The following is a 24985-nucleotide window of genomic DNA, read 5'->3' on the forward strand; positions in this document are numbered from 1 at the left end:
CGAATAGTTTTAAGGTCATAAACGATATTCGGTTTGCGACCTTCCTTCTAAAATTGATACGGCTGATAGGAGGTTGAAAATGCATTAATATTCATGTCGTATTTGTTCATAAATATCATAAGAATCGTATTATGTTTGATATTAAATTGAGAAGGCATTTGTGCTATTGAGCAATGAATGGATGCCTAGTTCTCGCATTTTTTGTCTTAATTTTGGGATGGATAGCCCTGAAATTACAGCATTTTTGAGAATTTAGAGTAAAACTTGATGATGTATTTACAATTATACGTGCTGTAAATTATTTCTTGGCCTTATCTTAAAAGTGAGAAATGTTCATATCAGATAACATATTTCATATGGGTATATTAGATATTTATTTAAGGTTATTTGCCGAACTTAGCCTTATTCGGCTGCAGTAGAGTCATTATTCTAAATTAATGGCGGCGATGAATCGTCCGACATTAATTTAGATAGTCTTTATGTTTTGGTTAACAACGTTTGCTATGACGTTGATGTTGATGGAGTAGGTATATCATTGAAGATTGTGCTAACAATATCGATGTATCTATTTTAAGTAAGCATTTGCGATAGGCCGTTTTACCTATCGTTACTGAACCTGATTTATCAGGGCTATCATAGGCCACTTTTTCGGCCCCTAAGCTGACAAGGTATTCCGAGAACTGATTATCAAACGAGTAATAGTAGAGGCTGGTAATGTTGGATCTTGCAGCAAGATAATCCACTAAGGTTGGGTGAAGCATCATAAAGACTTGCTGGTTTGCGGCGTATCGACTCAGGCAGCAAAGTGCGAGTTCTCTATTTTCAGTATAAGGTTTCGCTAAACTAAACGGTAATGTATGTTCCGGTCTAGTAAAGAGTGATTCGAGATCTTCTATTTTGAATAAAAAAGAGATGGAGTGGCCTCTGACTTTATGGCTTTCTTCATCTAGGTAAACGTTGGCGATAACTTTATCTTCTTTATGAAAGCTCGATAAGTCTAAGTCAATCAAACCAGGGTAGTGTGCATCGGCATTGATAAAGAAGTTCTTCAATCGGCTGGCATGATCTGCGGTTTCATTCGAGAACATCGATTCTTCAATGATTTTAGTGTCTTTCTGAGGTTTCAATTCTTCGTATTCAGAAGACATTAGTAGCGCACGTTGCGAGTGAAAACGATCATAGAGAATATCATCTAATATCGTTCCTTCTGATGGGGCTTCTATTGTCAGCAAATACGGCTTGAGATCCAAAGTCAGTTGTCGTAGCACTTTGATTGCTTTTACCGAGTTTGGGGTTGTGGCGTTTCTTTCCCAGCGGCTAATGGTGACAGAGTCAACCGAGGTGAATTCTGGGCTAGATAGATTTAGTTTTGTGGCAAGTTCCCTTTGCGTTAATCCATGTTGAATTCTCAACTGCTTTAGATAATCTCCAAACATAAACTTACCTTGTTTTTATTATTGAAATGAACCAACTAACAATTGCTCGTTACATTATGGTCGTTGAACATTAAGCATAGTGGTTTTTCAGAAGCAGTAATAATTCTGGCCTTGTTACCCATACCGCACTATCTAATTTGAGCAAGCAACGCATGTATTTTTCATGGCCGATTTTAACGATGCCATGCTTATTGGGTGTGTCGAACGCGACCTTTTCGGCCCCAATGTTGATCATGTAATCGGCTGTTAGCTTATCGACTGCGTAGTAATAAAGATCATGAACATTTGCGTGTCTCGCAAGGTAATCGATCCCTATTTGATGATCGATCCAGAAGGTGGGCTCATCGGAGCAAAAGTGGGTGAGTGTGCAAATCGCCATTTTTTTGTTTTGAGAATAAGCTTTCGTTTTCTTTATCGGGATTTTCAAGAAAGGGGAGCAAAAGTAATCATTGAGATCTTCTGCATGAAAGAAGAAAGAGAGAGAGTGCCCAAGTAGCTTACCCGAATCTTTGTTAATGTATTTTTTCCCGTAGATTTTGTGTTCTATCTGATGTTGGTATAGGTCTAAGTCGAATAGTGCTTCGTTTTCAATACCGATGCTGTTGAGAAAGTTCTTCAATCCCTCTTCATATTTCTCTGAACGCGATTCAAATAAGGGGAGCTCTTTTACGTCATCTTCTGCGGTTTCTTTTGATGACTGATAAGAGGAACCCATTAACACATCCCAAGGAGAACGGTATCGATCTTTCAAATAGTTGTTGATTTGGGTCCTGTTTTCTTCAACCTCCAATGAAAGTAAGTACGGACGAAGATCATTGGTCAGTGAGCGTAAGACTTTGACTGCTCTAATCGGGTTAGGTGCTGTGCTATTACGCTCCCAGCGACTCACTGTGACAGAGTCAATAGATACAAATTCTGAGTCGATCAAATTTAGTTTTACCGCAAGCTCCTTTTGCGTAAGGCCCGCCTCGACCCTAAGTTGCTTCAGGTAATCCCCAAACATATAAACCTCATAATAAATTGAATATTATTAAATTCTTACCGGAGTCTACATAAATTGTAGTTGTTATTTTAATGTTAGGTAGTGTTACCGTTAACCATGTCAACAATATGTCTGAGTTTGGTTATATCCTTTTCATACTCCTGTTTTTAAAAGGATATCGCAGCGTCTTGCTATGCGTTTTGTAACAGAGAGATGACTTCTGGACGAGATAGCCAATTGGCACTGTCCACTCGATATAAACAACGTTTGAATGACTGATTTCCAATTTTGACGATGCCATCTTCATCTGGTGTATCGAATGCAACCTTTTCCGCATTTAAACTTTCCATATAATTCACCGACCATTGGTCAATCGCGTAAAAGTAGATGTCATGTATATTGGCATGAGTGGCGACAAATCTCGCCCCTGATGCATTGTTTTCCCAAAACACGGCTTCGTTGGATGAGTAACGAGATACTGTGCACATGGCCATGACTCTATTTGAAGAATAACTGCGAGATTGTTGAACTGGTAGTGGAAAATAAGGGGACGAAAAGTATTGCCTTAGCTCGTTGGCATCGAGTAAAAAAGCAATTCTGTGTCCTAATATTTCCTTCGTATTTTTGTCGATGAATTTTCGGGCAAACAATTTTTTGTCTAATTGGTATTGATATAAATCAACATCAAAAAGTGCCTTATTGTCGAGGTCAATATTGCTAAAAAAGTGTTTGAGATTCACTAAGTAAACGTCTTGAACGCTTTCTAGTAATGGGCATTCTAAGACTTCTCCTGCCGGAGTTGGTACGTTGTAAGATGACGCCATTAAGGTCGCCCATGGCGATTTAAAACGATACTCTGCTATTTCAGCAAGCAGGTTTTTATCTACTTTCGCTGGCAACTGACGCAAAAAAGGCATCAAGTTTGTCGTCAGCACTCTTAAAATCTTTATCGCTTTAATAACCGTGGGGGCGGTCGTTCCTCTTTCCCATCGACTGATAGTTACTGGATCGATGGAGGCAAACTCGGCGCTTGCAAGGTTAAGCTTAGTGGCAAGCTCTTTTTGTGTTAATCCAATCTCTTCCCGCACTTGCTTTAAATAGCCGCCAAACATCAAATACCTCTCTCATTCTGTTTTTATATTAGGTTATTGATTGCTATGTCATTATAGAAGGCGCATAGCAAAGCTCAAGCAATCCCATTTTTCGATGCCTACAGTTGTGCGTTTCGTTGATTTACTCTTTCGGGCTGACAAATACTTTTGAATGGTGTTATGTATGAGTAATTTAACCAAGGAGGATAAATGTAAGCAGGTCTTTGCTGATATTAGTAAGGGAGCATTCTATCCAATCTTTCAACCGATCTATGGTATGCGGCAAGATCTCCTTCTAGGAGCAGAAGTGTTAACGCGATGGAATACGCCTCGTTGTATTGAGTCTTCATTTCGTTGTATCGAAGAGGAGGGGTACGCAAACCAATTTACCAAGCGTTTATTTCAAAAACTTACCAAGCAATTGAAAATGTTGCCGAGCTCTGTCCGATTTATTTCGGTCAATATCCCGCCTTCATATCTAGCGAGCGTTTCATTTTTGGCAGATGTTTTACCTCTATTACAGTCTTGCAACCGAGGTAAAATGACTCTCTGGTTAGAGATTACCGAGAAAAACCAATATCCGACGGAAGTTGCTGATCAACATATGTTTCAAATGAACAGAAAGGTTTGCCAGCGTTTGGGTATCAAAATTGCCTTGGATGATTTTGGTAGTGCGAATCACAGAGATGAAGCCATCATTCGTTATGTTGAGCCCGATATTGTGAAAATGGATCGCAGTTTATTAACCATGAGGGGAGAACAGTATGCGATATTTTGGCAGTGTTTAAGCCTTTGGAAGCAAAAGTACCAATTTGACCTTGTTGCAGAAGGAATAGAGACTCCGGACGACTTGAATTTTGTACGACGTTTGTGTGTAGATTATGCACAAGGTTACTATTTACACCGACCTACACTACGCAGCGATCTTGACGACAATTTGTCATTCGACACATTGGCACAAAGCCAACGGTTACTCAAAAGAGCGTAGCTCGCTATTCCCCATTTACTTGTTGATTCAACCAGCCAATGAAGAGCGCTAATTTAGGTGAGTGCTTCTCGTTAGCCGTAACGACATAATATTTCTGTTTGCATTGCAGAGTTTGGTTTTTAAAAGGGGTGATCAGTTCGCCGGCTTTAAGTCGTTTTTCCACCAGCGACAGTCGACCGATAGCAAGGCCCGCATTGTGCATTGCGGCACTAACGGCCAAATCGGAACGGTCGAATGAAATGCTTGGAATATCGTCAATGCCTGTTATGCCTTGTTGCTTTGCCCACAGCGCCCATTCATCGTGATGAGAGTTGTAGTCCCATGCTTGGTTGTCGTGAAGTAGGGTGGCGTTAACCAAATTCGCCGGTTTTTCAAACAGATTAAATTGTTCTGCATATGTTTGAGTGCAGACCGGGATTATCTCTTCGCTCATCAATTCTTTCGACCACAACTTTTCTGGCATTTGCTCATCGAAATAGATCGCAGCATCGATGCCATAGCCTTGGAAATTGACGTTCTCATTGCCAGTAAGAATATTCAGCTCGATGGAAGGGTGTTTTTGCTTAAATAGGTACAACCTAGGTACGAGCCAACATTGGGCAAAAGAAGGGCGAGAGTAAATCGTCAGCTCTCCGGAGACTTCGCCATTTCTGACTTCCATTACCTCTTGATTTAACTCGTTGAGTGTTCTGTTCAAGGCGAGATAAATACGTTCACCTTCTTCTGTGAGCGTGATTTTGCGGTGAGAGCGGGTAAACAAGGCAATGCCAAGCTCTTCTTCAAGCTTGTTGATACGGTGAGAGATGGCGCTAGGCGTCATGGAGAGTTCTTCTGCCACAAGAGAAAATGAACTGTGTCGTGCTGCCACTTCAAAAGTATGAAGCTTGGAAAGTTGAAAGCTATTGATGCGTTGGTTCTTGGCGAAAATATTGTCTCTGGTGTACATGTGCGTCAACGAGTAGAACTTGATAAAACACATAATAACGGTGTTGTTATAGTTAGCTTCACCTATTGGTTGAAAAATTCACTAAACGTCGTATAAATCACGCTTTTGTTTCAATTCACTTCATCTAAAGGTGAGTTTTGATCGTTTGTCAGGGCTATGGATTCCTCGTTTAATTGCAGTCAATTAAAACAACAACATAGGTCTGAACATGGAATCCAACCTTTGGGTCATTACTACCCTCATAACGAGTATCTTAATGATCGTTTTTGCGATCGTTAAGTTTAAACTCCATCCTTTTTTAGCGCTGTTACTCGCCAGTTTTTACGTTGGCGGGATGATGGGCATGCAACCTTTAGAGATGGTCAGTGCTATCGAAAGTGGCATTGGCGGAACGCTTGGTTTTCTTGCTGTCGTGATTGGTTTAGGCACCATACTTGGCAAGATGATGGAAGTGTCTGGAGCGGCAGAACGAATTGGGCTTACCCTACAAAAGATTCACTGGCTATCACCTGAAGTCATTATGGTGTTAATCGGTCTTGTTTGCGGAATTACCCTATTCGTAGAAGTTGGTGTGGTGTTGTTAATTCCACTGGCTTTTTCGATTGCGAAAAAAACCAATACCTCACTTTTAAATCTCGCCATTCCGCTCTGTACCGCCTTGATGGCAGTGCACTGTATTGTTCCTCCACACCCTGCCGCATTGTTTGTGACCAATGAGCTTGGTGCTGATATCGGTTCTGTAATTTTCTATGGCTTACTCATAGGTTTGGTTGCATCTTTAGTTGGCGGTCCGTTGTTCTTGAAGGTGATGGGTGCACGTCTACCTTTCAAAACCGTACCTGAAGAGTTCACCTCACTAGAAGTGAAAGATGAAGCACAATTACCATCTTTGAGGGCGACGCTATTCACCGTGATGTTACCTATTGCGCTGATGCTGTTAAAAACGGCGGCAGAACTCAATATGGAACATGGCAGTGCGCTGTACACCACTTTGGAGTTTATCGGCAACCCAATCACAGCAATGTTTATCGCCGCTTTTGTTGCTTATTACATGTTAGGTATTAAGCAGAACATGGGCATGAGTGTGCTGCTTGAGAAAACGGAAGGTGCATTTTCTTCGATTGCCAACATCTTGCTGATTATTGGCGCTGGTGGTGCATTCAACGGCGTACTAAAGGGCAGTGGCTTGGCGGATGTATTGGCTCAGTTACTTTCTAATCTCGATATGCATCCGATCCTTCTTGCATGGCTTGTCGCGATTATTCTGCATGCGGCAGTGGGTTCTGCCACCGTTGCCATGATGGGCGCGACAGCAATTGTGGCTCCGCTACTCCCACTTTATCCGAACGTAAGTCCAGAAATCATTACTCTGGCTATAGGCTCTGGCGCAATTGGTTGTACGATAGTGACCGATTCGCTCTTTTGGTTGGTGAAGCAATATTGTGGAGCCACGATGACAGAAATCTTCAAGTACTACACGACAGCGACATTCATTGCCTCTTTTGTTGCATTAGCAGGCACATTCCTTCTGTCGTACATGATCTAATAAAGGTAAACAATAATGACTACGCATAACGTAAACGCACTAGTAGCAGAATTCCCTTTGGTTGAGCGACTCATTGGGTTAGAAGAGGTGGTTTGGTTCAACCCAAATATCACCACACTTGAAGAAGGTCTACCGTACGTTGGCTTAGGTGCTGCCAACATCAAAGACGCGAGTGAACGACTAAAACGCTTTGCTCCATACTTAATGAAAGCCTTCCCAGAAACGATGGCTTCTAAGGGAATTATTGAATCGAACGTTGTTGAAATCGACAAGATGAAGTCCTGCTTGGAAACGCAATACGATACTCAAATTCTTGGGCGTTTGATGCTTAAAAAAGACAGTCATTTGCCTATTTCAGGATCAATAAAGGCGCGTGGTGGCATCTATGAAGTGCTAACACATGCAGAGAAGTTGGCGATTGAAGCTGGGCTTCTAAGTGAAAGTGATGATTACAGCAAATTGTTCAGTGAAGAGTTTCGTCAGTTCTTTCAGCAGTACAGCATTGCCGTAGGTTCGACAGGGAATCTAGGTATGTCTATCGGCATCATGAGTGCAAAACTTGGCTTCTTGGTATCGGTTCATATGTCGGCAGATGCGAGAGAGTGGAAGAAGGACAAACTGCGCTCTCACGGCGTGAATGTAGTGGAATACGAGCAAGACTACGGTGTTGCTGTAGAGCAGGGACGCAAAGAAGCGGAGAAAGATCCAACTTGCTTCTTTATTGATGATGAAAACTCTCAAACCTTGTTCTTAGGTTATTCCGTTGCAGGCGAGCGCTTGAAGCAAAAGTTTGATGAGATAGGCATTGTCGTTGATTCGAATCACCCTCTGTTTGTTTACTTACCTTGCGGGGTGGGCGGTGGTCCTGGTGGTGTAGCGTTCGGCTTGAAGATGGCTTTTGGTGACGATGTGCATTGTATCTTCGCGGAGCCGACACACTCTCCGTGTATGCTGCTTGGTGTGCACACCGGTTTGCATGATGACATCGCGGTGCAAGATCTTGGTATTGATAACATTACTGCTGCTGATGGTTTAGCGGTAGGTCGTGCGTCAGGTTTTGTTGGTCGAGCGATGGAAAGGCTGCTTGATGGTTACTACACCATGACGGATGAGCGCATGTATCACCATTTAGGTGAGCTAAGTGAGCTGGAAGATATTCGTTTAGAACCATCGGCGCTAGCGGGCTTGGTTGGCGCGGTGCATGTTTCTAACGATAAAGCTTACCAGACGCGAATGCAGTTTACTGAAGAGAAATTAAACAACGCGACTCACTTAATTTGGGCGACCGGTGGCGGCATGGTACCGGAAGAGGAAATGTCGGCTTATCTGGCCAAGTCAGGTCGTTAACAAATTTTGCACTTGTTATGGGAACAGCGAGAGCAAAAGAAAAGGGCTCATCAATTGATGAGCCCTTTGTCTATTTGAATCCCAGTATTACAGAGATTGTAATAGCTGGTGGTAACGACCTTTTTCTGCAAGCAGTGCTTGGTGGCTACCTTGTTCGATGATTTCGCCTTGTTCCATCAAACAGATGTTGTCCATGCTTTCCAACTCAATCAAACGGTGAGTAATGAATACCACCGTTTTATTGGTGAAGTGTTGCTTGAACAGTTCCATCACTGTTTGTTCAGTACGCTTGTCTAGACCTTCAGTTGGCTCATCAAGCAGTAGGATAGGAGCGTCACGCAATAGCGCGCGAGCAATACCGATACGACGCTTCTCACCACCAGAAAGTTGACGACCGCCGTCACCTAGCCAAGCATCCAGTCCTGGTTCATCTAATAGATTCGCCAAATCCACTTTAGTCAGGATATCAGCCAGCTGTTCATCCGTTGCTTCTGGAGCCGCAAGCAATAGGTTGTCACGCAGTGTGCCATTAAGTACATCTACACGTTGGCTAACTACTGTGATCGCAGCGCGCAGATCGGATTCGCTCCAATCTTGCAGAGGCGCACCACCAATGCTCACTTGACCTTGGTTTACATCCCAGTAGCGACAAAGCAATTGAATAAGCGTCGATTTACCTGAACCGGTTTGGCCAACAATCGCCGTTTTTGAGCCCTGTGGCAGTGACAGTGTCAGGTCTTTCAGCACTTTTTGCTGGCCATCAGGGTAGGTGAAATCAACCTTGTCGAACTCAATATTTAACGGCTTATCACCTTCACGCTTCGATGTTTCTGGGAAGACAACGTCCGGCTCAGCTAGCGTGATTTCGTTTAATCGACGTGCTGAAGTCAGTGTTTGACCTAGATATTGGAAAGCACCAGCAATTGGCATCAGAATTTCAAAGCTTGCCATGGTTGCAAACGCGAACAGTGCAATCCAAGGATCTGGAGCACGACCGCCAACGCCATCCGCAGCAAACCAAAGCATTGCAACAAGGGTTAAGCCGTTAGCGAGCATCAATAAGCCAGATGCCATACCAGTGAGGTTTGCGTTAACAAACTGGTTGGACAGCAGCTGTTTTTGCTTTTCCAGAATCACGTTACGGTAACGCTCTTCTGCACCAAACAGGCTCAGCTCGCTGTAACCTTGTAGCCAGTCCAGTGTTGCTACGCGCAGTTGTGCTTTGTTTTGAGTCAGGTGTTCGCCGTTATGTTTGCCCAGTTTGTAGAACAATACCGGCCACACCAACAGCATTACCGTTAGGATACCGCCAAGCAGTAGCGCAAGGTGCCAGTCAAAGAAGGCAAGCACTGCGGTTAGCGATAAGATACCGAAGATGCCAACAATCACAGGGTTGACAAGACGCAAGTACACATGGTCCATCGCGTCTACGTCTGCCACTAGGCGGTTTAGCAGATCCGCATCACGCAGAGTTGAAACGCGACCAGGGATCAGCGGCGCAAGCTTCTTGAAGAAGAAGATACGCAGATCCGTCAGTAGTTTGAATGTTGCATTGTGGCTAACTACACGCTCGCCCCAACGGCCCGCAGTTCGAGCCATCGCAGCGCCACGAACGCCAGCGCCCGGAAGCATGTAGTTGAAGGTTTCACGAGCAATAGTCAAACCCGCGACGGCAGCCGCAGAGATAAACCAACCGGATAAGGTGAGTAGGCCAATAGAAGCAGCCAGCGTTAGAAACGCCAGAAGCATACCGAGTGACAAACCAAACCAGTGCTTTTTATACAGTTTTAGATAAGGGAGTAAATCACGCATCTAAGTTCCCCTTGTCTGATTCACGTTGAGCTAGGTTGGCAGCCAACATTTCTTTAAATAAACCATCTTGCGATGCCAGCGTTGCGTAATCGCCACGTTGAACGATTTGACCCTCTTGCATAACCAGAATCTGGGAGACATTCTGCAGCGGCGCGAGTTGGTGAGTGATCATCAAGTTAGTGGTGGATTCGGTGTATTTACCGATGCCTTCCATAACTAATTTCTCGCTTCGAGCATCCAAACTTGCAGTTGGTTCATCAAGTAGCCAGAAACGGCCGTTTTGTAACATCGCACGAGCAAGAGCAAGGCGCTGTGCCTGACCAACAGACAAACCGCCAGAGCGATCTGAGATTTGGTAATCCAGACCGTGCATTTCAACAAATTCTGCAGCGTGGGAGTCACTCAGTACAGAGTGGACTTGCTGGTCTTGAATATCCTGCTTGCCTAGAGTGACGTTGTCACGAATGCTGCCATGCAAAAGCATTGGGTTTTGACCAATCCAACTGATGGTTTCGCGCCATGTCGCTAAATCCAACTCGGAAAGTTCACAGCCGTTAATCTTTAAGCTGCCTTTGTATGGCATAAAACCAAGGATGGTATTTACTAAGCTGGTTTTACCTGCACCACTTGGGCCAACCAGTGCGGTGCTTTGGTTCGCTTCTAGCGAGAAGGATAGGGGACCAGCAAGTTGTTTACCTTCAGGGCTGAAGATAACAAGGTCTTGAGCTTCGATATGAATCGCTGCGTTTTGTTCTACGGCCTTGTTACCGTCTTTTACTTGGTCTACGTCTAGCTCTAGAAATTCAACAATGCTTTCTGCTGCGCCAACTGCTTGTTGCTTGGCATGGTAGAAGGTGCCAAGGTCACGCAGTGGCTGATAGAACTCAGGCGCAAGGATCAGAATAAATAGACCAGCAAACAGCGTTACACCTGTGCCGTAGTAACCGAAGTTGAGCTCTCCGATATAACTAAAGCCAAAGTAAACCGCCGTAATCGCAATTGAGATAGAGGTGAAGAACTCAAGAACCGCTGAAGATAGGAATGCAATCTTCAATACGTCCATTGTACGAGTACGGAAAACTTCAGATGCACCTTTTAATGTCTCGGTTTCTGATTGAGTACGATCGAACAAACGGATGGTTGTCATTGCTTGCAAACGGTCATAAAAGTGACCAGATAAGCGTTGCAGCGCTTTGAAGTTCTTACGGTTTGCGTCAGCGGCTTTCATACCCACCAACGCCATAAACATTGGAACCAATGGTGCAGTAATCAGGAAAATTAAACCAGCTGCCCAGTTAATTGGGAAAACCACCACTAGGATGATGAAAGGCACCAAAACAGACAACGACATTTGTGGAAGGTAGCGAGAGAAGAAATCTTGCATGTCTTCTACTTGCTCTAGGATCAACGTTGCCCAACTACCTGCTGGCTTACCTTTGATATAAGCAGGACCAAGTTGGTGAACTTTATCGAGAATCAGTTGGCGGATGTAAACGCGGATCTGTTCGCCGCAACGATATCCAGCGATTTCGCGTCCCCAAGTACAAGCTGCGCGACCGATAACAGTGACACCAAGTCCGACGAAGTACCAAACGAGTTCGGATTTGTCGACTTGTTCAATAATGAGTTGGTGGAGAATGGAGGCGAGCAGGGCTGCTTGAGCCAATAAAAACACGCTTGATAGTACGCCTAGGCCTATCGCAACCATCAGCCAGCGCTTGGCCAACTTACTCTGTTGCTTAAGCCACTTATTCAAGCTGCTTTGCTTTTTCTTATCCATCGTGAAGGCTTAATGATAATTGTTTTAATGAGGCGGTAGTATACAAAAGAAAACCCAGCGGGAATACCGCTGGGCTTTAAGGATATGACACAAATGTGAAAAGTTATTTGTCAGTAAGTGCGTCTAAGAAGCGTTCTGCATCTAAAGCTGCCATACAGCCAGTACCTGCAGAGGTGATTGCTTGACGGTAGTTATGATCCATCACGTCGCCTGCTGCAAACACACCTTCGATGCTGGTTTGCGTTGCGTTACCTTCAAGGCCGGATTGAACGAGGATGTAACCATCTTTCATATCGACTTGGCCTTCGAAGATTTGCGTGTTTGGTTGGTGACCGATTGCGATGAATGCACCCATTACATCGATATCTTCTGTCGCACCGCTGTTCACGTCTTTAATGCGAACACCCGTTACACCCATGTCGTCGCCTAGCACTTCATCTAGTGTACGGTCAGTGTGAAGAACGATATTACCGCTTTCAACTTTATCCATCAGGCGTTTTACAAGGATCTTTTCAGCGCGGAATGAATCGCGGCGGTGGATCAGGTGCACTTCTGATGCAATGTTTGATAGGTAAAGCGCTTCTTCAACAGCAGTGTTACCACCGCCCACAACCGCCACTTTCTGATTACGGTAGAAGAAACCATCACAAGTTGCACAAGCTGAAACGCCGCGACCTTTAAATGCTTCTTCAGATTCAAGACCTAGGTATTTCGCTGATGCACCAGTAGAGATGATCAACGCATCACAAGTGTACTCACCAGAGTCACCTTTCAGACGGAATGGACGTTGAGACAGATCCACTTCGTTGATGTGATCGAACACGATTTCTGTTTCGAATCGTTCTGCGTGTTCTTTCATGCGTTCCATCAAACCTGGGCCAGTAAGACCTTCTGCGTCACCAGGCCAGTTTTCTACTTCAGTTGTGGTCGTTAGCTGACCACCTTGCTGCATTCCCGTCACTAGCACAGGGTTTAAGTTAGCACGCGCTGCGTATACTGCTGCGGTGTAACCTGCTGGGCCAGAACCAAGAATTAATAATTTACAGTGTTTTACGTCGCTCATTATGGCTCCATAGAGGGCTGAACATTTCTCCCGATTGTATGGAAATTCTTAGTGCTTTAAAAGCATAAACGAAAGGAGCGGATCGAATTATTGGTTATAGGTTAGAACTTGCTGATGTTTATGGAGAGGCGTTCCAGACTAGAATAAAATTCTGTTTATAGTAGAGAGTTCTAGTTTCAAATACTGCGCAAGCTCCGTTCTGAATGTTTAAACTGCTGTTGATATTAATTATAGTGCTAAGTGTTGTTTTTTCTTTTTTGTTGAAGCTATCAACGTCAAATTCTGGTAATTGCAGAATATTTGCGTATCCTAAGATGTAAATTAAATGTTAATTAAAACAAGCTAAATGTGCCTCATTAAAGGAGCCAATGATGTTACATTCACGAGAGAACACCCTACACTTAACTCAGCTCAGCATGGCAGCGATTGAGCAACTTTCTCCTTCCTTCGAAGGCCTACCTCGTACGGAACACGCCGACGGTCAATATCGTCTTCGTCGTTACTCTGTAGTTGGATTTGAAAACGGTCAGGTGGTCGATTTAAACAAGAACAGCTTTGTACAATCTTCTGATATCAACCGTTTCCAAGGTGATGTGATTCGCCAGTTTGAGCCGATTGAAAAAGGGATTCTTTCCAGTGAAGGTTTCCGTGAAATGTGTGAGTTGTTCGTCAACGCAAACCACCTACCAGACGGTCAGGAAATCGAGATCCATCAAATTCGAATTACTGCGATTTACGATGAAACCCAAGTTGCACCGGAAGGGGTACACCAAGATGGTTTTGACCACATCGCATTAGTAGGCGTAGGGCGTCATAACATCATGGGTGGCGACATCATGCTTTACAGCAGCCACAACCAAGCGCCTTTTTTCCGTAAAGTATTGGAAAATGGCGAAGTGGCAATGCTGGCAGACAGCAAACTGTGGCACAACGCGGTGCCAATTCGCTCAGTGATTAATGACCAAGAAGGTCATATGGATGTATTTGTACTGACAGCGACGGACAAACGAAATGAACTTCAATCTTAATCAGATCCGAGAACAATTTCCCGCACTGGCGCAATACCACAATGACCGCCCAGTTACCTTTTTTGATGGACCAGGTGGCTCACAAGTGCCGCAGTCGGTACTCGATAGCATGGTGAGCTACCTTGGACGATTCAATTCGAATCTTGGTGGGCATTATTTCTCAAGCCAAGCGACGGTTGATGTAATGCAATCGGCTCGCGAATCGGCACAAGCTCTGCTAAACGCGCCGTCCTCTGGCAATATCGTGTTTGGCGCGAATATGACCTCGCTGACATTCCAGCTAAGTCGCGCTATTAGTCGAGATTGGAAAGAGGGCGATGAGATTATTGTTTCAGCCCTAGACCATTACTCTAACGTGTCGAGTTGGCAACAAGCAGCAGAAGATAAAGGCGTGGTGGTTCACCAAGTCAGAATTAATGAAGAAGATTGCACGCTGGATCTAGCGCATCTTCAGAGCGTGTTGAATGAGAAAACGCGTTTAGTGGCGGTGACTTACGCATCGAACACTACAGGCTCGATCGTCGATATGCACCAAGTGGTCAAAATGGCACACAGTATCGGTGCTCAAGTTTATGTGGATGCCGTGCATTATGCACCGCACCATTTAGTCGATGTGCAAGCATTAGGATGTGATTTCTTGGCGTGTTCAGCGTACAAGTTTTTCGGACCTCACGTAGGAATTGCGTACGTAGCAGACCAGTGGTTACACAGTGTTAAGCCCTACAAAGTTGAACCTGCAACCAATATTGGACCGGGGCGCTTTGAAACCGGAACGCAGAGCTTTGAAGGCTTGGCAGGCGTCACGGCTGCGGTTGAATACTTAGCTCAGTTTGGTGATGACGATGCATCACTTCGCCAGCGTCTAGAGCAAAGCTATGCGTTATACAGCCAGCATGAGCAGCAATTGAGCGAGCATTTCTTGCAGCGTTTAGGGGCGCTGGACGGCGTGAACTTGTTTGGTATTAACAATGAAAGCAATCAACTGAGAACGCCAACTTTCGCGCTCACTTTTGATAAATACGCTCCAGAGTTCATCGCGAAGACGTTGGGTGAGCATAATATCTGTGTCTGGAATGGACACTTCTATGCGCTAGGACTCGTTCGTCAGTTAGGCCTAGAAGAGTCGGGCGGCGTGGTTCGCATCGGTTGTATGCACTACAACACGACAGCAGAAATCGATATGTTGTTTGATGTGTTAGAAAACATCCTCGACGCCTAAGAATCGACGACATCACCACAAACTAAAAGCTCGAGCACTTGGCTCGAGCTTTTTCGTTTCTTTTGTTCAATTAACCGAGAACTTATTCGCTCACTTCAACTTCATAAGAGGTGAACTTACGCACGTTGATTACGCCAGTATCAAAGATCAGGTATTGGCCTTTAATGCCTTGCAATGTACCCGTTACAACTGGGTTTTTATCGAAGTTGTGTGAGGTGATTTTAGTCGGATGCTGCTGAACTGGGTAGCTTAGAGAAGTGATGTTTTCGCTTAACACTTCAATTGCGTCATCGCCATACTGCTGTTTAATCTCAGCGATTTTGTCTTCTACTAATGGCAGCAGTTCTGCAAAGCGATCTTGCAGTTCAATTGGGTCACCATCGCCTTTCAGCAGCGTTCGCCAGTTTGTCTTATCAGCAATGTGTTTTGCTAATTCGATTTCAATCAAGCCAGAGATATGACGAGTCTTCACTTTGAAGATAGGAAGACCTTGTGTCGCACCTTGGTCTATCCAACGGGTTGGAATTTGGGTATGACGCGTGATGCCCACTTTCAAACTTGACGTGTTAGATAGGTAAACGAAGTGGTCCACCATGCAGTTCTCTTCACCCCATTGCGGCTCGCGACAGGTGCCTTGTTCGTAGTGACAAGTTTCTGGCTTCATGATGCACATGTCGCAACTCGCCAACTTCTTCATACATACAAAGCAGTGGCCTTGAGAGTAGCTCTTCTTGGTTTTCTTACCGCAAGAACAACAGTAGATGTTGCCAGTGTGAGTTAGGGTGAGGGTTTTACCAAGAAATGGGCTCAAATCCACTTCTTCATCACCCACAGGCAGACGGTAGCTTACTGCACCATCCAGAGAAGCACGCATTTTGTTTAGCGTGCCTGTAGCGATTATTGACATGACATTACTCATTATTGTGTTTTTGCACAGTATATACCGAACCGACGTTCAGAGGCAGGAGAAAGCTAATACGTGTTAGTTTTCGCTTTCTGTTTGATGGCTTTTTGAACACTAGACAAAGTCAGTGTGTGAAGTCTTTCGCAAATCTCGCTTGGTGAGAATATTCCTACAATCTTGAAGCGGGTTCACAATTACTTTGTGTGTACTATGTGTTGAAATTAAGAATGTGAGTTTTAAATCACTTTTTAACTTGATAAATAACTTTGTTTGAAAAACGAAAAATCTTTCAGTACATTGCACGATATAAACAGAACAGTTATCAGTAAATAGGCCAGCCGCCATGAAATGGATACATAAATTAATTTTTGCGTTGTCGATATGCACCATCAGTTTGGTGGCGTTATACAGTTTGCTTGGTGATACTCGTAAGCTAGAAGTTACACCGGATCAATTTAATATTCATGTTACAAGTGATGCGATTGCTGGTGGTTTGAGTGAATCTGATATTACTTATCAAAACCACAGTTTGGTTCTGAACTGTGACCTAAAGGAAAGCAAATACGCGTGGCCTTACTGCGGCATCTCCGTTTACACCGATGTGAAGCAAGCGACCAAAGGTTTGGATCTTTCCAGTTACCATACCGTTCGTCTAAAAATTCGTTATGAAACGGCGGGAGAGGGGCAAAGCCCGAGCAAAAACTTGCGCTTGTACCTGCGTAACTTCAATTCGGCCTATTCAGATCCGAATGACGAATACACCATCAAATACAATGGCATGCAGTTTTCTCCTTCAGACTTTAGCGAAGTTATCGAGATCCCAATAGAAAACCTCCAAGTAATGACGTGGTGGCTGAATGACAACGACGTTGCGATTGAGCACTCTGCGCCTGAATTTGCCAATATTACTCGCATTGATTTGGCTACCGGAGCGGGGGCGGCACTCGGTAAACATAAGATCGTGATCGACAAGATAGAGTTTGAAGGTGCGTACGTTCAGCAATCTACACTCTTGTTCGCGTTGTTGTTCTCTTGGATGGCACTCGGCTTGGCTTTCTCGCTGCATGAAATGCGCAAAAACAAAATCGCGTATAACAAAGCACGCAAGCGTCATCGCCATTTAGAAAAAGTGAACAGTACGCTGCGTGCTCAAAATTATGAATTTGCAGAACTGGCACATCGCGATGCGCTAACTGGAGCAATGAACCGACATGCGGTACAGAACTGGTTGGAGCAACAGGCTCGACAAGTTCGTTGGGGGCACGATTCCTTCTCTATCCTTTACATGGATCTGGATAAGTTCAAACGTGTAAACGACAAGTATGGTCATCAGATGGGTGACGATATTCTGCGTGAGTTTGTCATGGTGATCGCTAGCTCTATCCAACCAGATGATCGTTTGGTTCGTTGGGGTGGGGAAGAGTTCGTTGTGTTCTGCCCAAATACCGATATTGAGCAAGCAGTGAAGAAAGCCGAAGTCGTGCGCCAGAACGTTGAAAAACACCTCTGGGTTCATGGTGAATCGCTAACGTGCAGTATTGGTGTCGCCCAAATGCAAAACGAACGAGTTTCAGAAACCATGGCTCGTGCAGATGAAGTGTTGTATTTGGCTAAGCGCAATGGGCGAAACCGAATAGAAGTGAATTACGGTATGCAAAAGAAGTCGGATATCGTTTCTTAACTAAGACTTCATAACTAAGGTTTCACAACCTAAGCTTCATAACTCAAGCTTCCTAAGTGCCGCGCTCACCATTGGTGTGGAAAAGAAAAAAGGTGGCCGACCGACCACCAAAAGGGAAACTGCTGAACATGACTAGGGGGTAGTAGTTAGGTATTCAATTTGATTACCGAGAACAGCAGTTGTAGTGCTAGTTTTGATAAGAGAGCTGCGTTTGGGTGCAGCTCTTTTTTATTTGAGCAATGTTTACCAGAACAACCAAGCGAATAGAGTTAGCGCGCCGATACATGCAACGTTCAACACCATACCGATTCGCATCATCTCTTTCTGTTTGATATGACCCGTCGCAAATACAATCGCGTTAGGTGGCGTTGCTACTGGCAGCATGAAGGCACAAGATGCTGCTACCGCAATCAGTGCTGATAGAATGACTGGCGATAGACCAAGCGCTTCTGCAATGGTGGCAAAGACTGGCACCAATAGCGCCGCACTTGCGGTGTTACTTGCGAACTCTGTTAGGAAAACAACGAAAGCAACCACAGATAAAATCGTGAGTAGGACACCAGCTTGCTCAAGGAAGCCTGCTAGACCGTTAGCCAAGAAGACACTTGTGCCCGTTGCTTTTAGTACGTTACTTAGACAGATACCGCCACCAAACAGGATCAAAACACCCCAGTCAGTTGTCTTTTCAATGTCTTTCCACTCTACTGCGCGAGATGCACCAAGTAATAGAATCGCACCAATTGCAACGAGGGTATCGAATTTTGCAAAACCGCCAAGCATAGCGTTGATCGGTTTGCTGAAAATCCAGAATGTCACTGTTAATAGGAAAATCGCTAAGGTGATCTTCTTGCCGTTTGTCCACTCAACAGGCTGGTGGTCAAGTTCGAATGTGTGGCTTAAATCTGGCTTTGTCATGGTGTAAAGCACCAAGATCGCGATAGGCATCAGAATCAAAGAAATTGGTAAACCCAACTCCATCCACTCTGTAAAGTTCAAACCGACTTCTGCGGCTGCGATAGCATTCGGTGGGCTACCTACTAGCGTTGCGATGCCGCCAATCGACGCACTGTAAGCGATACCAAGTAGCACGAACAGGTAAGTGCTGTGGCTCTTCTTCGCGTCTAGTTTGCTCATTACGCCAAGAACCAATGGCAACATCATCGCTGTCGTAGCGGTGTTTGAGATCCACATTGATAGGCCCGCGCTCACACCAAACAACATGAAGACAGCGACAGACATCTTACCGCGCGCAATCAGCAATACTTTGTCGGCTATCGCTTGATCGAGCTTTTGTTTGTGAAGCGCGGCAGCCAATGCGAAACCACCCAAGAACAAGAAAATGATCGAGTTAGAGAAGTTGTTTAGCGCTGCTTGGGTATTGAATACGCCCAAGAATACCGCGAGTAGCGGGATTAGCAGGGCAGTGATGCTTACGTGAATGGCTTCCGTTAACCAAAGTACGGCAACAAAAATCAAAATACATAAGCCGGTTACGACTTGAGGCTCAAAGGGTAGGGTGTTGAACAAAATAGCGAACAGCAGGACATTAGACGTCAATATCATGCTGTTGCGAGTGAAGAACCAGTTCTTCAGTGTCACAGCGAGTGCGGTCATGGTTGTGCTCCTTTTGCATTGCCTTAGTGTTGGTTTTTTATGGCAAAGTAACTGACTTGTAGTTATTTATTGATTAAATGTTACTTCGGATGCGAAAGGGTGTTTTGCCTGAATCGACGGCAGAATAAGAAAGTGTGAGGTTGGGAATTGGAAATGGGTAGAAAGCTACCCATTTACTTTTAATGAATTGTTATCGGTGTGTAATGCAGAGCGAGAATGTTGAAAGCAGTAACACTTTGGTCGACTTATTGAACCGGAATGTTACGTTCGTTTTCGATGATTTCTTGATTTTCTTCCATCGTATCTTCCACTGCAACGATTGGCTCTTGAGGACCAAGAAAGCGCGGTTGCGTATTCATGATGTACAAGTCCAAAAACGCTTTCACACGTGCCATAAGTTCACGCGTTCGCATGTTGATCTTCTGCTTACTTGCCGTTGGCCCAGCTACGGCCAAACACTGCGCATCAATATTGTAAGCGTCAGCAATAAACAGAGCTCGTTCACAATGGAATCGTTGAGTGACGATCAAAAAACGCTCAGAGGCGAAGATCTTTTTAGCACGAACGATGGAATCCAGAGTTCGGAATCCCGCATAGTCCAGATGAATCACTTCTTCTGGCACGCCTGCTTTGAGTAGATCACGTTTCATCGTCCACGGTTCATTGTAAGAGCGATGTGCGTTGTCCCCACTCAACAAAAATTGCTTCACTTTGCCTTGTTTGTACAACTCAATAGCCGCATTGATTCGGTGTGTGTAATAGGTGTTGAGCACCTTACCAATGTATTTACTGGTACCAAGAACAACGGCGACTTCATGCTCAGGCACTTGTTCGTAGTCGGTAAAGATTTCTTCTTGAGCTTGAAGCACGACCCATCGGTCAATCGCAATGATGGTGACGAAAAGACCGAGTAAAGAGATCGACAAAACCAAAGCCAGACGCTTCCATGAGAACTTGAGCTTCCACTTTGACTTTATGCGAGAAAACAGCAAAACGTTCGATGTCCTTATTTCAATGTGTATCCCTCATCATATCTGATAGAAATGAAAAGAGAGAAGCCCATTTATGCCAAAATATGGTTAGGATGAGAAAAAAAAGCATAAAAAACAAAAGCCCCCGCACTGCGAGGGCTAATAATTGTACAAAACGTCTTAAAGCTTAGAATGCTGTGCGTTTGTAACGACGGTAAACCGGTTGCCAGAAGGCTTGGTCAATCGCGTCATTTAGCGCTTCATCAGTGATTTCTAGCGCGACACCTTGCTCAATCGCTTTCTTCGCAACAGCGAATGCAATCTTCTTCGATACCAAGTGAATTTCTTCTAGTGGTGGAAGCAAAGCACCGTTGCCGTTGATCGCTAATGGTGAGCATGTTGCCAATGCGCGGCTTGATTCCATCAACATTTCGTCCGTTACGCGCTTCGCATTTACTGCAAGCACACCCAAACCAATACCAGGGAAGATGTAGCTGTTGTTACATTGCGCGATAGGGTAAGTGTTGCCTTCATGCACCACTGGCTCAAATGGGCTACCTGTTGCAACTAACGCTTCACCGTTTGTCCAACGAATGATGTCATTTGGTGTTGCTTCTACGCGGCTTGTTGGGTTCGAAAGCGGGAACACAATCGGACGCGCGCAGTGCTTGTGCATCTCTTTGATCACTTCTTCACTGAAGAGACCAGGGGCACCAGACACACCAATTAGCACGGTTGGCTTCGCATTGTGCATCACATCAAGAAGTGAGAAACCATTTCCTTCATTTTCCCACTTCTTCGTGTTTTCGAACTTCTGAACCAAGCGCTGTTGGAAATCAAGAAGGTTAGGCATGCCTTCTTGTAACAGACCCCAACGGTCAACCATGTAAACTTGCGAACGTGCTTTCTTATCAGAGATTCCTTCCGATACCATTTGCGCGATGATCGCTTCAGCAATACCACAACCAGCAGAACCAGCACCCAAGAAAGTAATGCGCTGATCAGACAGTTTAGTGCCTGCCGCTTTACATGCCGCCAGTAGAGAGCCTACTGTAACTGCCGCCGTACCTTGAATGTCATCGTTGAAACAACAAATGCGATCTTTGTAGCGCTCTAGAAGTGGCATTGCGTTTTTCTGTGCAAAGTCTTCGAACTGGATCAGGGCATCTGGCCAACGGCGTTGTACTGCTTGGATAAACTCTTCAACAAACGCATCGTAATCAGGGCCAGTGATACGAGGATGACGCCAACCCATGTACATTGGGTCTGCAAGACGTTGCGGGTTGTTAGTACCCACATCAAGTACGATTGGTAGTGTGTAAGCCGGGCTGATACCACCACACGCTGTGTACAGAGAAAGCTTACCGATTGGAATACCCATGCCGCCGATACCTTGGTCACCCAAGCCCAAGATACGTTCGCCATCAGTTACTACGATTACTTTAACGTTGTGGTTTGCTGCGTTGTTTAGCAGGTCATCGATACGGTCACGGTTCGGGTAAGAGATGAACAGACCACGGCCACGACGGTAGATGTTTGAGAAGTTCTCACACGCTGCACCAACGGTTGGTGTGTAGATGATCGGCATCATCTCAGAAATGTGGTTTTGAACTAGGCGGTAGAATAACGTTTCGTTCGTGTCTTGGATGTTGCGCAGGTAAATGTGCTTGTCCATGTCACTTTCAAAGCTTTTGTACTGTTGGTACGCACGCTCTACTTGCTCTTGGATGGTTTCAGTCGTCTCTGGTAGAAGACCTTCCAAGTTGAATGAACTACGTTCTTCTCCGGAGAACGCACTGCCCTTGTTCAAAAGAGGGGTCGCTAAAAGAGCCGGACCCGCATATGGGATATAGAGTGGGCGCTTGTCGTTGTTCATTGGGTGCCTTAAATGTAGGGTTGAAGGATGCGTGCAAAATTCTAACGGGTTCACTATTTAGTTGTAAACATTCGTTGATGCACATCAACGTAATGTCGCAAAAAAATCCAATTCCCGACGAAAATATCGTCACTGAAACAATAATACTGTCATTAAATGGCCAGAAACGATTCCTAAAGCAGGAATTTCTCACTCAGGTATAATGCCTCGCAATCCATTATCACGTTCTTATCTTTTATGTCTCAATTACCTATCGATAGCTTACAAGCGGAATTTGACCAACTCGTGAATCACCATCATTTGGTGGTTGAGGCCGAAACTGGCTCAGGTAAATCCACGCGATTGCCACTTTGGGCTGCCAATCACGGTCGAGTATTGGTGATTGAGCCACGCCGAATCGCTTGTACCTCGTTAGCTGAATTTCTTGCCGAGCAATCTGGTCAACCTTTGGGCAAACAGATTGGTTACGCGATAAAGCTTCACGCTCACTATGATGAAATGACTAAAGTCGTGTTCGTGACGCCCGGTGTTGCGCTGCGTTGGTTCGCGGAAGACAAACTGGCTAGCTTCGATATCGTGATGGTGGACGAATTTCATGAACGCCGCTGGGACATTGATCTCCTTACCGCGATTTTAAAGCAAGAAAAACAGCACCGTCTGATTGTCACGTCAGCCACTTTAGAAGGCGAAAAGCTAGCGAACTACTTGGATGCCAAGCGCCTACGATCAGAAGGTCGTTGTTTTCCTGTCACCGTGACTCATCGCTCAATGGACAGTCGTTACTTGCCGAACAAGAAAGGTTGTGAGAATGATGTTGTGCGCACAGTAAAAGAAGCACTCGAAGACGAAGAGGGCGATATTCTCGTTTTCTTACCGGGTCGAAAAGAGATCACTCAATGCGCGCAAATGCTGCAAAGTAATGACGATGTGATGGTCGTGAAGCTGCATGCATCGGTGAGTGATGAAGAGCGCCATCGTGCGTTGACGGTACAAAAGCAACGTAAAGTGGTGTTGGCAACCAACGTTGCAGAAACCTCTCTGACCATTCCAAACATCCGCGTGGTCATCGATAGTGGTTTGGAACGCAGAACCGTGCAACGAAATGGACGGACAGCCCTGACGTTAACCAACATCTCCAAAGCCAGCGCAGCGCAGCGAATGGGGCGAGCAGGTCGTGTTGCTGAAGGAGCGTGTATTCGCTTGTTTGGTGAGCATGCTCCGTTGGAACGGGTGACGCCACCTGAATTACATCGTGAAGAACTCGTAGAACCAATGCTCGCTGCGGCTTGTTGTGGATACAGACTTTCCGAACTTTCCTTCCTCGATTCTGTACCTGAAAAGTCACTTAACTCAGCACTCCAAACCCTGCAGAGGATGGCAGCGATAGACGAGCAAGGTAACATCACCGAGCACGGTAAAAAAGTGTACCCTCTACCAATTGATGCCTTATTTGCAGACTTAGTGACTCGTATCCAAACCAAATCAGAACGAGAAGCGATGATCGATTTAGCGGCAGCGCTTTCTGTGCCCGCTCAATTGTATCAATTGCAAGGCGGTGAGTTTGCCGAAGCATTAGCGCAAGAAGAGCCATTTGGCTGCGATGCCTCGTTGATGATTCGCTTGGTGCGAGGGGAGCAGCTTCCCGGTATTAATCTTGATGCAAGCGTGCTTGAAGAAGCGCAAGGGTTAGCAAAGCAGATGCGAGAAGTGTTTGAATTGCCGGATCTTGAAGTCGCATCGCGATACAAACGCGATGAATTGACCAAAGCCATTGCTACGTTACATCCAGAACTTGTATTTGTTCGCCGAGAACGACGTCGTGACGCGCTAGGCAATGGTTTGATGGAAATGATGGTTGGGCGCAATAGCTGTTTCCCCGAAAAAAGTGAGGCAGCTTTGGTGCTAGATAGCCACAGTGTACCCGGAAGAGGCGTAAAACAGACGCTCAATCTTGCCTCCGTAATGCTACCTGTGTCCCTCAATCTGCTGCGCGAATTAGAGCTTGGTGAGTGGCAACAAGGCGAAACCAATTATGAGGAAGAAGCCCCACGAGCGACCATGCATTTGGTCTATGCAGGACGAACCATTTGTACGGAATATCAATCACTTGAAGGCGAAGTTGCCGTCCAATCTATCGTTGAGATGATTGAAGACGAAACGCTATTGCCCGGTTTTGCTCCATTGAGAAAACAGCAAATTCAGCACTGGAAGATCTATAACGCGCTTGGGTTAAATCCTGAGCCTATTGAAAAAACGGAACTCAACGGTTTGTCTTTCGTTACTTGGTTAGTCGAGCAACTGGAAACGCTTGGTGTAGAAAGTGTGGAAGATATCGAGCTGTTTGCAGCCGATGACATCCCGTTCGAGGGCATCCCTGAGTGGGAATACGATGACTTTGTTGAACGCTATCCACTTAAACTTGTACTTGCAGAGCTAAAACTGGATGTTGAGTATTTTGTATCACGCAAGCTCGTGCAGGTTATCTACGCCGAAGGAGGTCGAAAAGGGGATCCTAAACGCTGGGAGTTGCCACGTTGGTCTGGTTGGAAAGTGCAATACAAGAAAGCCAGCAGAGTATTAGATGTGAAGTAACACAATCCGGAACAGTATTTGCTTGACCTCGTTTCCCTTGAAGTTTATGGCCTGTTTTTAGGCGATAAGGAATGAATTTGCCGCTCTTGTTGAGCGGCGTGAAGGAAAA

The 24985-nt window shown here is 45.1% G+C and carries 18 protein-coding genes; 7 read left to right on the top strand and 11 right to left on the bottom strand.

Features of this window, described 5'->3' with window-relative positions:
• Positions 1-488: 488 nt before the first annotated feature.
• The 3 genes from VJL_RS00365 to VJL_RS00375 all read right to left on the bottom strand — a co-directional run bounded on the left by VJL_RS00365 (position 489) and on the right by VJL_RS00375 (position 3530).
• Positions 489-1436: a helix-turn-helix domain-containing protein gene (locus tag VJL_RS00365; protein ID WP_038874632.1), complete on the bottom strand. Its 948-nt coding sequence runs from the start codon at positions 1434-1436 to the stop codon at positions 489-491.
• A 70-nt stretch (positions 1437-1506) separates the two neighbouring features.
• Positions 1507-2439, bottom strand: a complete 933-nt coding sequence (locus VJL_RS00370) for a helix-turn-helix domain-containing protein (RefSeq protein WP_038874634.1) — start codon at positions 2437-2439, stop codon at positions 1507-1509.
• A 170-nt stretch (positions 2440-2609) separates the two neighbouring features.
• Positions 2610-3530 carry a helix-turn-helix domain-containing protein gene (locus VJL_RS00375; protein ID WP_038874637.1) on the bottom strand — a complete coding sequence of 307 codons (921 nt, stop codon included), beginning with the start codon at positions 3528-3530 and terminating at the stop codon, positions 2610-2612.
• 163 nt (positions 3531-3693) lie between these two features.
• Here VJL_RS00375 and VJL_RS00380 point away from each other — a divergent pair, with 163 nt between their 5' ends.
• Positions 3694-4497, top strand: a complete 804-nt coding sequence (locus VJL_RS00380; RefSeq protein ID WP_042604558.1) for an EAL domain-containing protein — start codon at positions 3694-3696, stop codon at positions 4495-4497.
• A 4-nt stretch (positions 4498-4501) separates the two neighbouring features.
• Here the strand turns inward: VJL_RS00380 and dsdC are convergent, their stop codons facing one another.
• The gene (gene dsdC, locus VJL_RS00385) at positions 4502-5443 is read right to left on the bottom strand and encodes a DNA-binding transcriptional regulator DsdC (protein ID WP_038875071.1); all 942 of its coding nucleotides are present in this window, start codon (positions 5441-5443) and stop codon (positions 4502-4504) included.
• Between the two features lie 208 nt (positions 5444-5651).
• Between dsdC and dsdX the strand changes: the two genes are divergently transcribed.
• Positions 5652-6989, top strand: coding sequence for a D-serine transporter DsdX (gene dsdX, locus VJL_RS00390; protein WP_038874639.1), 1338 nt, complete (start codon positions 5652-5654; stop codon positions 6987-6989).
• Between the two features lie 15 nt (positions 6990-7004).
• Positions 7005-8336: a D-serine ammonia-lyase gene (gene dsdA / locus VJL_RS00395; protein ID WP_038874641.1), complete on the top strand. Its 1332-nt coding sequence runs from the start codon at positions 7005-7007 to the stop codon at positions 8334-8336.
• Positions 8337-8423: 87 nt separating this feature from the next.
• Here dsdA and cydC read toward each other — a convergent pair whose 3' ends face one another.
• From cydC to trxB, 3 genes are all read right to left on the bottom strand, one after another.
• Complete coding sequence (gene cydC / locus VJL_RS00400; RefSeq protein WP_038874643.1) at positions 8424-10148, bottom strand: heme ABC transporter ATP-binding protein/permease CydC; 1725 nt, start codon at positions 10146-10148, stop codon at positions 8424-8426.
• Positions 10141-11928 carry a heme ABC transporter permease/ATP-binding protein CydD gene (cydD, locus tag VJL_RS00405; protein WP_038874645.1) on the bottom strand — a complete coding sequence of 596 codons (1788 nt, stop codon included), beginning with the start codon at positions 11926-11928 and terminating at the stop codon, positions 10141-10143. The genes cydC and cydD overlap by 8 nt, the downstream gene beginning before the upstream one ends.
• A gap of 103 nt (positions 11929-12031) precedes the next feature.
• Positions 12032-12991, bottom strand: coding sequence for a thioredoxin-disulfide reductase (gene trxB, locus VJL_RS00410; RefSeq protein ID WP_009705851.1), 960 nt, complete (start codon positions 12989-12991; stop codon positions 12032-12034).
• Positions 12992-13362: 371 nt separating this feature from the next.
• Here trxB and VJL_RS00415 point away from each other — a divergent pair, with 371 nt between their 5' ends.
• The gene (locus VJL_RS00415) at positions 13363-14019 is read left to right on the top strand and encodes a 2OG-Fe dioxygenase family protein (RefSeq protein ID WP_009705852.1); all 657 of its coding nucleotides are present in this window, start codon (positions 13363-13365) and stop codon (positions 14017-14019) included.
• Positions 14003-15238, top strand: a complete 1236-nt coding sequence (locus tag VJL_RS00420; protein ID WP_038874648.1) for a cysteine desulfurase-like protein — start codon at positions 14003-14005, stop codon at positions 15236-15238. Before VJL_RS00415 ends, VJL_RS00420 begins: the two co-directional genes overlap by 17 nt.
• An 82-nt stretch (positions 15239-15320) precedes the next feature.
• Here VJL_RS00420 and VJL_RS00425 read toward each other — a convergent pair whose 3' ends face one another.
• Positions 15321-16145, bottom strand: a complete 825-nt coding sequence (locus VJL_RS00425; protein WP_009705854.1) for a DUF2797 domain-containing protein — start codon at positions 16143-16145, stop codon at positions 15321-15323.
• 340 nt (positions 16146-16485) lie between these two features.
• On the opposite strand from VJL_RS00425, the gene VJL_RS00430 reads away from it, so the two are divergent.
• The gene (locus tag VJL_RS00430) at positions 16486-17823 is read left to right on the top strand and encodes a GGDEF domain-containing protein (RefSeq protein ID WP_038874651.1); all 1338 of its coding nucleotides are present in this window, start codon (positions 16486-16488) and stop codon (positions 17821-17823) included.
• A gap of 243 nt (positions 17824-18066) precedes the next feature.
• On the opposite strand, the gene VJL_RS00435 is transcribed toward VJL_RS00430, so the two are convergent.
• From VJL_RS00435 to VJL_RS00445, 3 genes are all read right to left on the bottom strand, one after another.
• Positions 18067-19437, bottom strand: coding sequence for an SLC13 family permease (locus VJL_RS00435; RefSeq protein WP_005443284.1), 1371 nt, complete (start codon positions 19435-19437; stop codon positions 18067-18069).
• A 245-nt stretch (positions 19438-19682) separates the two neighbouring features.
• Positions 19683-20429 (bottom strand): SanA/YdcF family protein, encoded by a 747-nt coding sequence (locus VJL_RS00440; RefSeq protein WP_038874654.1) that lies wholly within the window; start codon positions 20427-20429, stop codon positions 19683-19685.
• Between the two features lie 166 nt (positions 20430-20595).
• Positions 20596-22284, bottom strand: a complete 1689-nt coding sequence (locus tag VJL_RS00445; protein ID WP_038868682.1) for an NAD-dependent malic enzyme — start codon at positions 22282-22284, stop codon at positions 20596-20598.
• 237 nt (positions 22285-22521) lie between these two features.
• Here VJL_RS00445 and VJL_RS00450 point away from each other — a divergent pair, with 237 nt between their 5' ends.
• On the top strand, positions 22522-24876 hold the full coding sequence (locus VJL_RS00450) for a helicase-related protein (RefSeq protein ID WP_038874657.1): 2355 nt from the start codon (positions 22522-22524) through the stop codon (positions 24874-24876).
• The last annotated feature ends 109 nt before the right edge of the window (positions 24877-24985 follow it).

Source organism: Vibrio jasicida CAIM 1864 = LMG 25398, assembly GCF_000400365.1.
GTDB classification, from domain to species: domain Bacteria; phylum Pseudomonadota; class Gammaproteobacteria; order Enterobacterales; family Vibrionaceae; genus Vibrio; species Vibrio jasicida.

What these genes read in the sequence shown, in the direction of transcription:
- VJL_RS00365 (WP_038874632.1), bottom strand. Translation starts at nt 1,436, where the DNA reads ATGTTTGGAGATTATCTAAAGCAGTTGAGAATTCAACATGGATTAACG.
- VJL_RS00370 (WP_038874634.1), bottom strand. Translation starts at nt 2,439, where the DNA reads ATGTTTGGGGATTACCTGAAGCAACTTAGGGTCGAGGCGGGCCTTACG.
- VJL_RS00375 (WP_038874637.1), bottom strand. Translation starts at nt 3,530, where the DNA reads ATGTTTGGCGGCTATTTAAAGCAAGTGCGGGAAGAGATTGGATTAACA.
- VJL_RS00380 (WP_042604558.1), top strand. Translation starts at nt 3,694, where the DNA reads ATGAGTAATTTAACCAAGGAGGATAAATGTAAGCAGGTCTTTGCTGAT.
- dsdC (WP_038875071.1), bottom strand. Translation starts at nt 5,443, where the DNA reads ATGTACACCAGAGACAATATTTTCGCCAAGAACCAACGCATCAATAGC.
- dsdX (WP_038874639.1), top strand. Translation starts at nt 5,652, where the DNA reads ATGGAATCCAACCTTTGGGTCATTACTACCCTCATAACGAGTATCTTA.
- dsdA (WP_038874641.1), top strand. Translation starts at nt 7,005, where the DNA reads ATGACTACGCATAACGTAAACGCACTAGTAGCAGAATTCCCTTTGGTT.
- cydC (WP_038874643.1), bottom strand. Translation starts at nt 10,148, where the DNA reads ATGCGTGATTTACTCCCTTATCTAAAACTGTATAAAAAGCACTGGTTT.
- cydD (WP_038874645.1), bottom strand. Translation starts at nt 11,928, where the DNA reads ATGGATAAGAAAAAGCAAAGCAGCTTGAATAAGTGGCTTAAGCAACAG.
- trxB (WP_009705851.1), bottom strand. Translation starts at nt 12,991, where the DNA reads ATGAGCGACGTAAAACACTGTAAATTATTAATTCTTGGTTCTGGCCCA.
- VJL_RS00415 (WP_009705852.1), top strand. Translation starts at nt 13,363, where the DNA reads ATGTTACATTCACGAGAGAACACCCTACACTTAACTCAGCTCAGCATG.
- VJL_RS00420 (WP_038874648.1), top strand. Translation starts at nt 14,003, where the DNA reads ATGAACTTCAATCTTAATCAGATCCGAGAACAATTTCCCGCACTGGCG.
- VJL_RS00425 (WP_009705854.1), bottom strand. Translation starts at nt 16,145, where the DNA reads ATGTCAATAATCGCTACAGGCACGCTAAACAAAATGCGTGCTTCTCTG.
- VJL_RS00430 (WP_038874651.1), top strand. Translation starts at nt 16,486, where the DNA reads ATGAAATGGATACATAAATTAATTTTTGCGTTGTCGATATGCACCATC.
- VJL_RS00435 (WP_005443284.1), bottom strand. Translation starts at nt 19,437, where the DNA reads ATGACCGCACTCGCTGTGACACTGAAGAACTGGTTCTTCACTCGCAAC.
- VJL_RS00445 (WP_038868682.1), bottom strand. Translation starts at nt 22,284, where the DNA reads ATGAACAACGACAAGCGCCCACTCTATATCCCATATGCGGGTCCGGCT.
- VJL_RS00450 (WP_038874657.1), top strand. Translation starts at nt 22,522, where the DNA reads ATGTCTCAATTACCTATCGATAGCTTACAAGCGGAATTTGACCAACTC.